Annotated in this window: 8 protein-coding genes; 4 read left to right on the top strand and 4 right to left on the bottom strand. The window is 61.7% G+C overall.

Features of this window, described 5'->3' with window-relative positions:
- Window positions 1–897 precede the first annotated feature (897 nt).
- The 4 genes from JWP83_RS06580 to JWP83_RS06565 all read left to right on the top strand — a co-directional run bounded on the left by JWP83_RS06580 (window position 898) and on the right by JWP83_RS06565 (window position 3,080).
- Complete coding sequence (locus JWP83_RS06580; protein ID WP_297727514.1) at window positions 898–1,752, top strand: alpha/beta hydrolase; 855 nt, start codon at window positions 898–900, stop codon at window positions 1,750–1,752.
- Between the two features lie 165 nt (window positions 1,753–1,917).
- A complete protein-coding gene (locus JWP83_RS06575; RefSeq protein WP_297727512.1) occupies window positions 1,918–2,367 on the top strand; it encodes a hypothetical protein in 450 nt (149 codons plus the stop codon).
- A 148-nt stretch (window positions 2,368–2,515) separates the two neighbouring features.
- Window positions 2,516–2,746: a ribbon-helix-helix domain-containing protein gene (locus JWP83_RS06570; RefSeq protein WP_297727507.1), complete on the top strand. Its 231-nt coding sequence runs from the start codon at window positions 2,516–2,518 to the stop codon at window positions 2,744–2,746.
- A complete protein-coding gene (locus tag JWP83_RS06565; protein WP_297727504.1) occupies window positions 2,733–3,080 on the top strand; it encodes a type II toxin-antitoxin system PemK/MazF family toxin in 348 nt (115 codons plus the stop codon). Before JWP83_RS06570 ends, JWP83_RS06565 begins: the two co-directional genes overlap by 14 nt.
- Window positions 3,081–3,172: 92 nt before the next feature.
- On the opposite strand, the gene JWP83_RS06560 is transcribed toward JWP83_RS06565, so the two are convergent.
- The 4 genes from JWP83_RS06560 to JWP83_RS06545 form a co-directional block, all read right to left on the bottom strand.
- A complete protein-coding gene (locus JWP83_RS06560) occupies window positions 3,173–3,883 on the bottom strand; it encodes an NAD(P)H-dependent oxidoreductase (protein ID WP_297727501.1) in 711 nt (236 codons plus the stop codon).
- A gap of 290 nt (window positions 3,884–4,173) precedes the next feature.
- Complete coding sequence (locus JWP83_RS06555; protein ID WP_297727498.1) at window positions 4,174–4,710, bottom strand: hypothetical protein; 537 nt, start codon at window positions 4,708–4,710, stop codon at window positions 4,174–4,176.
- A gap of 587 nt (window positions 4,711–5,297) precedes the next feature.
- Window positions 5,298–5,486, bottom strand: a complete 189-nt coding sequence (locus JWP83_RS06550) for a hypothetical protein (RefSeq protein WP_297727495.1) — start codon at window positions 5,484–5,486, stop codon at window positions 5,298–5,300.
- 234 nt (window positions 5,487–5,720) lie between these two features.
- The coding region (locus tag JWP83_RS06545; RefSeq protein WP_297727492.1) for an NAD(P)/FAD-dependent oxidoreductase at window positions 5,721–6,246 on the bottom strand (526 nt) is incomplete at its 5' end.

Genomic DNA, 6,246 nt, shown 5'->3' with positions numbered 1-6,246 from the left:
TGATGAATTTCGATACATTCGCCCGTAGCACACTTCCTACCTTGCGTGACGTTGGTTGATCCGGGGCGATCGAGACGAGAACCGGAAACGATTGCTATCGAGTGTTATCGGATTGGCCCGCGCTGGTATCGGCCGGTGGACAGTGCAGGTGGACAGTCGGGGGCTGCGGCGCGGTGGCCCCCCTGCGCCACGTGGATTTTGGGGGTCTCGGTGATGAAGGTGGCGCCGCCACCGAGATGTTCTGCGGCTGTCTCGTCCAGTTGAACCTTGTGCATTCCAGACTCAATTCCGCGAGCGATGTTGCGAAGTCCAGAGTTGCCTTGCGAGTCGCTACCGGGATTCGCCCGGCCGTACAGCTGGACGTGGCCCATCGGCTTGTTCGCGGTGGATGACTTCGAGGTCGGCTACGTGACCGAGGAAGGCATCGAGCACCAGTGCCGCTGGCCGATATGTGGCCAGCATCCTTCGCGGACGGCATGCCGGTGCGACGGTTCACTGCGCGGAAGGGCCAGAAGCACCTCATCGGACTGCGGTGATCGACGCTGCCCGCGAGTGGGAAGCGCCACGTGGTCGAAGCTGAAACCGGATTACCGCCCGCATGACAGCTCGCCTGGGCTATGACGGCGCGACGACCGCGCTGATGCAGCGCCCGCACCCGACACCCGCTGTTCAGCTTCGAACTGACAACTCGTCTGCGCTACGAATTCTGTTGCCGCGCGGGTCCGTCGATCGGCGACTGGCCAGGTGGGCTGTCCACTGGCGGATGCGACCTTCGCCCGCCGCAGCCGAAATTTGGGGGGAGGTGTTCGCCGAGCCACAGCGCGTTCTAGATCGGCGGTCGTAGGTCGGCGTCTCGATGAGTTGGCGGTCAGGGAGAGAGCACAAGGGACTTGGACAATGACAACAGGCGAAACATACGCGGAGCTTTCGAACAAGACCGTCAATGCCGCCAACGGCATTGAGCATGTGTATCGGGATGCAGGCCAGGGCGGCGTTCCCCTGGTCCTTCTCCAGCACTTCCGTGGCAACCTCGACAACTGGGATCCGGCGCTGATCGACGAGCTGGCATCGTCTCGCCGTGTCGTGACGTTCGACAACGTGGGGGTCGGCGGCACCACTGGGAACACGCCCCACTGCATCGAGCAGATGGCACAGGACGCCATCGCTTTTCTGAGGGCCATGGAGTTCGACCAGGTCGACATACTGGGCTTCTCCATCGGCAGCTTCATAGCCCAGGAAATGGCGCTGGTGAGGCCAGCACTGCTCCGAAAAGTCGTCTTGGCGTCTTCGGCGCCCCAGGGCGCTGCCGGGATGCACGGTTGGGCTCCCGATGTTATCGACGCGGTCGGCGCGCGACAGACAAACCCCGATGGGGTGCTTGACGTGTTCTACGCCCCCTCTGCCTCGAGCCGGCAGGCTGGGCAGCAAGCCCTCAAGCGCATGTTCTCCCGAATACAGGGCCGCGACCTGCCCACCACGTGGGGAACCCGACAAGCTCAGTACGACGCCGTCTGTGCATGGGGAGTTCCGAATCACAGCGCGCTGGAGCGAGTAACCGCGATCGACCTGCCGGTGTTTGTGGCGAACGGTGACAGCGACCCCATGATTCTTCCCCATTTCACGTACCTACTCGCAGGCTTGATTCCACAAGCTCGCGTGAAGATTTACCCGGACTCGGCGCACGGCTTTCTGTTTCAGCACCACTCCGAGTTTGCCGACGACGTCCTGGGTTTCCTAGACGCATGCAGGTGACGGCCGGCCGAGTGACGAATTGGTTCCGACATTGATATCGATTGCGACCGCGCCTGAATCCGTAGCCGATGGCAGTATCAGTTGCGCCTCGGCAGGAAGCGGAAGACTTGCAGTACTCCTTTGAGAGGCTCGCGCAGATGGCACTTGGCTCACATTTACTGAAGTATGAACTCTCGAAGCGGTGGGCGTGGTCGACCTACTCGGAGCCGGCGTGTTCCGGATCGTCGATCTGCCGAAGCTGGCCAGCATGACCGAGGCTGTGATCAGGCTGGCATCCAGGCGCATTTCCAGGAGATATCCGGCGACCACGAGTTTTCGATCTTCTTCAAGCTCGACCAGGGATCGACGCAGCGTCTGGCCGGGTTCCCGCTCGGCTGCAGGTTCTATCTGATCGGCAATGCCGTCATCGTCAACGGGCTCTTTCAATACGGGGCGACGGCCGGACTTGGCGCGCCGGTGCGCGTGTGCGTGTCCCAGCAGGACGGGGAGGACGTCCGCATCGATCTGGACGAGCCCACCGCGTTCTTCAGCCAGTTCCCGGAAATGAAAGAGTCGAAGGTGCCCGGCATACTTGACCGGGACCTGGTGAAGCACCTGATCGACTTCGCATCCTGACCGGCACGGCGGCGTGGAATCCCCACGCATCCTCAATCGCCAACCCTCAACCGGTGTCCGTCGACGATCACCGCCACCTGCTCGGGGCAGGTACCGCACGCACAGAGGCAACGAGTACTACTGGGTAGTACCGCGGTAGCATAGCGGTATGAAGCTAAGTGTCAGCCTGTCGGACGAAGACGTTGCGCTCCTTGACGCCTATGTGAAGCGAGCCGGCCTGCCGTCACGATCGGCCGGTCTCCAGCGCGCCATTCGCATGCTTCGCTATCCCGCCCTCGAAGAGGACTACAGCAACGCGTGGGACGAATGGTCGGCGACGGGGGAAGATTCGGCATGGGAGATGGTGACGGCCGACGGGCTCGGCGATGCTGCGCGGTGAGATCTGGTGGGTCGACCTCGATCCTGTCCGTGGCAGCGAGGCGAACAAGCGCCGCCCTGCGGTGATCGTCAGCAATGATCGAGCCAATGCGATGGCTGTGCGCCTAAAACGTGGCGTGATCACCGTGGTCCCAGTGACAAGCAATGTCAGCAAAATCTACCCCTTCCAAGTGCCGTTGTCGTCCGAGACGAGCGGTCTCACAGTCGATTCGAAAGCGCAGGCAGAGCAGATACGTTCCGTTGCTGCCGAGCGGCTGCAGCGGCGTATCGGCAGGCTTTCGGCAGAAGAGATAACGCAGCTGGATGAGGCGCTGCGACTTCACCTCGAGCTCTAGGCCCGCCGAATTGTGTAGCGTGCGCCGCTGTGGTGCGTGAGGTGGACCACGACGAGAGGATGGAGCTGAATGCAGGAATCGCGGTTGACGAGTCAGAAATCTAAGGCGAGAGCTGCCACTTTCTCTCGCGCTGCTTGCATGCTGGCTTCGGCCTTGTCACCCCATGTGTTCTCAACCGCCAATGCTCGAACCTGTTGTACCCCAATGAAATCGAGCCAGAACTCGACATAGCGTGATTGGTGGTCGAACCGGGAAGGCGGGGTTGGCAGGTCTTCTTTGTACTCCTGGCATCTGGTATGGATAACCATCGCCTTTGGTGTTTGCAGCAGTGGACCGAACCGCTCGCCGTCGTAGGTGAACAGCATGTTGCGTTGCGACACCAGGTTGATCAGCTGCTTCAGCTTGTAGGGATAAGCGAAGTTCCACATGGGAACACCGAGCACGATCCGATCCGCCCGCTTGAACGGTGCCACCAGTGTGTGGATGCGATTCCACACACCTGTCTCGGCCTCGTTCATCGTGCTGCCGGCGACGCCCTTGTACTTGGCGTCGATCGCCGCATTGTCAAACTCCGGCAGCTTCTCGTCCCATACGTTCATGACATCGACGGTGACAGACGGCAGGGCATCGGTGCGGGCGGTGACAAAGGCGTCCGTCAGGGCCATCGAGTTTGACTTGGAAGCGCGCGGGGACGCATCGATTCTGAGCAGGTGGATGGGACGACTGACGGTCTCCGAAAATGCGTCGTCATTTAAGAAGCCTCTGCGACGCGGATGTCGGGACAACTCGGTGACCGGGTTCATTGGTCTCTCCCTGAGGTAAGCGAAATCAACGTGAGCATCCACCGGTCGCCGTGAATCGTGTCTGCGTGCGGCCGCTGTCACCGGCGATCGCGCTGCAGAGCATCACCGTTTGCCACACGACGGGGGCGTTGGTCGAGATGAGTTCTTTGCGGGCGGGCGACCAACGCATCCAACCAGGCGCAGGCTAGAGACGCTGCATCGAAAAAAGCGGAGCCGCGGTATCGATGCGGAGCGGATCATCGACGCGGACTGAACTTGCGGGATCGATACTTAGCGGCATTGGAGCGCGGCTACGCCCGCTGGTCGTACGTCATCGTCCACACGGCTTTGTCGCCAGGGTGATATTCGTTGCCCGCCCATGGATCTCCGCAGATGTGAAGGTGTGCATACGGCGTTCCGGCAAACATGATCATCGTTCCCGCATCGCGCATGACCGTTGATAGTCCGCTCGCTTCGGCGTCGAACGGCCAAATCAGCATCCAGTGTGGGCCGATGGGGATGGGCGGGCTCGTCCTGTCGAATGGATCGGTGTAGCTGTGCTGGGTGGCCCCGTTGAGCATGTAGATCAGTCCTGGCGCAGTATTGGTCGGCTTCGGTTTCCGCATCACCACCAGGTCTGTGAACCACTGCATACCCATTGGATCGGCGCACATGTCGGCCTGCCCTATCTCCACGCCTGGCATGCACAACCACTCGTTGGTGCCCGGGCGCACGACGGTCATGTTGCCGCGCTCGTCCATATCCGCGACGGTGGCGCCGTCGCGGATGGTTGCCGGCCCCGAAAGGAGTGCTCGCGCCACCCTCGCCTCGACAATCGGATCATCCATGGTCGCGCCCCTTGATTTGATGGTTGGCACTATCCCGCGATGCCCTATAACGAGGGCGATCGAGATTAGAACCGGAATGACTGGCATTGAGCGTTGTTGGGTCAACCCACGCTCGCATCGGCTTGCGGACAGTGCGAGTGGTCAGTCGTGGCCGGCGATCACGGTGCCGTTGACCGGAATCAAATCACCGGGCGACGCGACCACGATCTCGCCGGCGCGGATCTGATCGATAGGGATCTCGATCTGGATGCCCTCGGTCCTCTCACGAGGTGGTGGCGCAAGCGCGGTGCGGTTGTTGAGCAGGTCGACAGAATGATTTACGGATAAGCCTTCTCTACCTCGATTGTTTCATTCGGTAGAGCAATGGGAACGACCAGGAGATGCTGAGTAGCCCCTGGAAAAGGTCTCAAATATGGCAGGCCCGTAGAGGTGTCGTGGCCGATGCCTTTAGTGATGTCCCCGGCGCTTTCGGGAAAGACGAACATCAAGTGGGGACCCACCCGGAACCAATCCTTTCCTTCAGGAGGTCGTTTGAGTTCAGGATGATCAGAGTCGGCGCCTGCTTCCCCGAGGACTACACCCCAGTGTCATTCGCTTGGCCCGGGCTCGTATCCGCTGGTGGACAGTCCGACTGGCCAGTCGTGGGCTGACGCGGCAGACGCTGCCGACAGTCCGGGCATCAGTGCGAACTCCCGCCCGAACATCTCGTGCCTGATCACTATGTCGCTGCCGTCGAACTGCGGCTGCCCGTCACGCATCGCCAAGTCACTCAGCATTGAGATTGACCTCCTTAATTCGTGCGCACGGTACGCCGCGCGGATCTCGCTGGAATCGGTTCGGGGAATTGGGGATTCAGTCGAGTGGGATCTCGCTCTTGTGCTGAACCGTTCCGGGTTTAGTGCCGCTTCCTTCTATGAGAAGGATGGCGATTATGGCCGAGCAATACGGTCGAGCAACGTGAGCGTGCGGTGAAGATGTTGGTCGTTGCGGTACGGGTCGGTGATGGCAGTTCAGGTGTGTGGTCCGAGCGCGGTGTGGATGGACCGCACCGCGTTTGCACCCTCGCCGACGGCGGAGGCGACCCGTTTCACCGAGGTCAACCGGACGTCTCCGGCGGCGAAGACGGTGGGCACGCTGGTTTCAAACGGCAGCGGTGCGCGCCCGAGCGCTGTCCAGGTGGCGCCGAGTTCTTCGGGATCTAGCTGGGCGTCGGTGCGGACGAAACCCGCACTGTCAAGAGCAAGGCCGGGAAGCCACTGGGTTGCCGGTCGCGCGCCGATGAAGCAGAACAGGCCGCGGCAGGGGTGTTCCGAGACCTGACCGGTGGTGTTGTCGGTGAGGGTGATGCGCTGCAGTGTCGACCCACCGGACAGGGCGGTGACTTCGGTGTGGGCGCGGATCTGCACCCGCGGATGTGCGCGCAGCCGCGCCACCAGATACGCCGACATGGTGGCGGCCACGTCCGATCCACGCACTGCCACGGTGACCGGGCAGCCGCGCGACGCCAAGTACAGGGCGGCCTGTCCGGCGGAGTTC

Origin of the sequence: Mycobacterium sp., from assembly GCF_025965855.1 — a bacterium.
In the GTDB taxonomy this organism is placed as follows: domain Bacteria; phylum Actinomycetota; class Actinomycetes; order Mycobacteriales; family Mycobacteriaceae; genus Mycobacterium.
Note: the sequence above shows the minus strand (reverse complement) of the source record. Positions and strands in the feature narration are given on the sequence as shown.